This window comes from Moorena sp. SIO4A1 (genome assembly GCF_010672065.1).
Lineage (GTDB): Bacteria > Cyanobacteriota > Cyanobacteriia > Cyanobacteriales > Coleofasciculaceae > Moorena.
Genome location: NZ_JAAHHX010001016.1, coordinates 1 through 1,086 on the forward strand (window position 1 = coordinate 1; position 1,086 = coordinate 1,086).

The window sequence follows — 1,086 nt, forward strand, 5'->3', positions numbered from 1 at the left end:
TCTTGTCATCAGGTTGCTGCTGAACTGATGGCAAAATTTGTCGCTACCGATGGCAAAATTTTGGATCTCGGATGTGGAACGGGACTTGCTGGACAAGCTCTTCGAGAACAAGGTTATCAAACCATAATTGGAGTTGACATTTCCCAAAACTCTTTGGACATTGCTAGGGATAAAAATCTTTATACTGCTCTATATAAAGCAGATATACAGCAAGAACTGCCATTTCAAGATAATGAATTTGATGGAATCATTTCAACTGCTGTGCTTACTAATATGGAAACGTCAAATGTGTTGTATAAGTTTTGCGGATTAATAAAACCGGGAGGATATCTGGTGTTTACAAACCGAGAGGATATCCACTATCAAAAACAATTCGACGTTACCTTGCAACAGATGGAGTCAGAAGGCATTTTAAAACCAGCCTATCTTTCGCCACCACAACCCTATCTTCCGAATAATCAGGATTATGCAGAGAAGATCAAAGTTCTTTATTGTGCCTATCAGGTGTGCATTTGATATTTCTCTGGGCTGTTGCCGAAGCTTGCGCCTTAGCTCATAGCACCGCAGATTCTAAAAGGTCGTTAATTCACGTCCTTCTAGAAATTAAACGATGGAGGCTCTCAACTCGGTTTCTTGTAGGCATAAACAAAGGTTGTTTGCCCCAATTTTCGGCGCAAACTTTCCCGTTGCTCAAGATAGTGAATGATGCTTCCATCCTTGTTCATATTTCGCACTCGCTCCAATACTTGTTCTAATTCCGCTTCCTTTGCCAAAGACCAAGTAGAATCACCATTCCGATAGCTTGGCTTGAGCGGGCCTTCTGGGTCAAGGTAATGGTCACCTTGGATCACAGCATGAATTGGCACAACAATGCCCCCAAAGCAAAAGCCAGCTTGATCCAATTTCTCAGTAATGCATGCTATTGGTGGCATACGTTGAGCGATTCTCGATACCGCGTCTGGAATCAGATCAGCCCACCAAAATCCATCATAAACCTGTGGATGACTGCTGGTATTACACACAAACACGCCTTGGGGACGTAACACTCGATACGCTTGCTCAAACACCATGGCCAGTTCAGGAAAA

2 protein-coding genes are annotated in these 1,086 nt (G+C 43.0%); one reads left to right on the forward strand and one right to left on the reverse strand.

The features are described from left to right. On the forward strand, positions 1-516 hold a 516-nt coding region (locus F6K53_RS44900), incomplete at its 5' end, for a class I SAM-dependent methyltransferase (RefSeq protein WP_293087566.1). Between the two features lie 104 nt (positions 517-620). Here F6K53_RS44900 and F6K53_RS44905 read toward each other — a convergent pair. After that, on the reverse strand, positions 621-1,086 hold a 466-nt coding region (locus F6K53_RS44905; RefSeq protein WP_293087569.1), incomplete at its 5' end, for a hypothetical protein.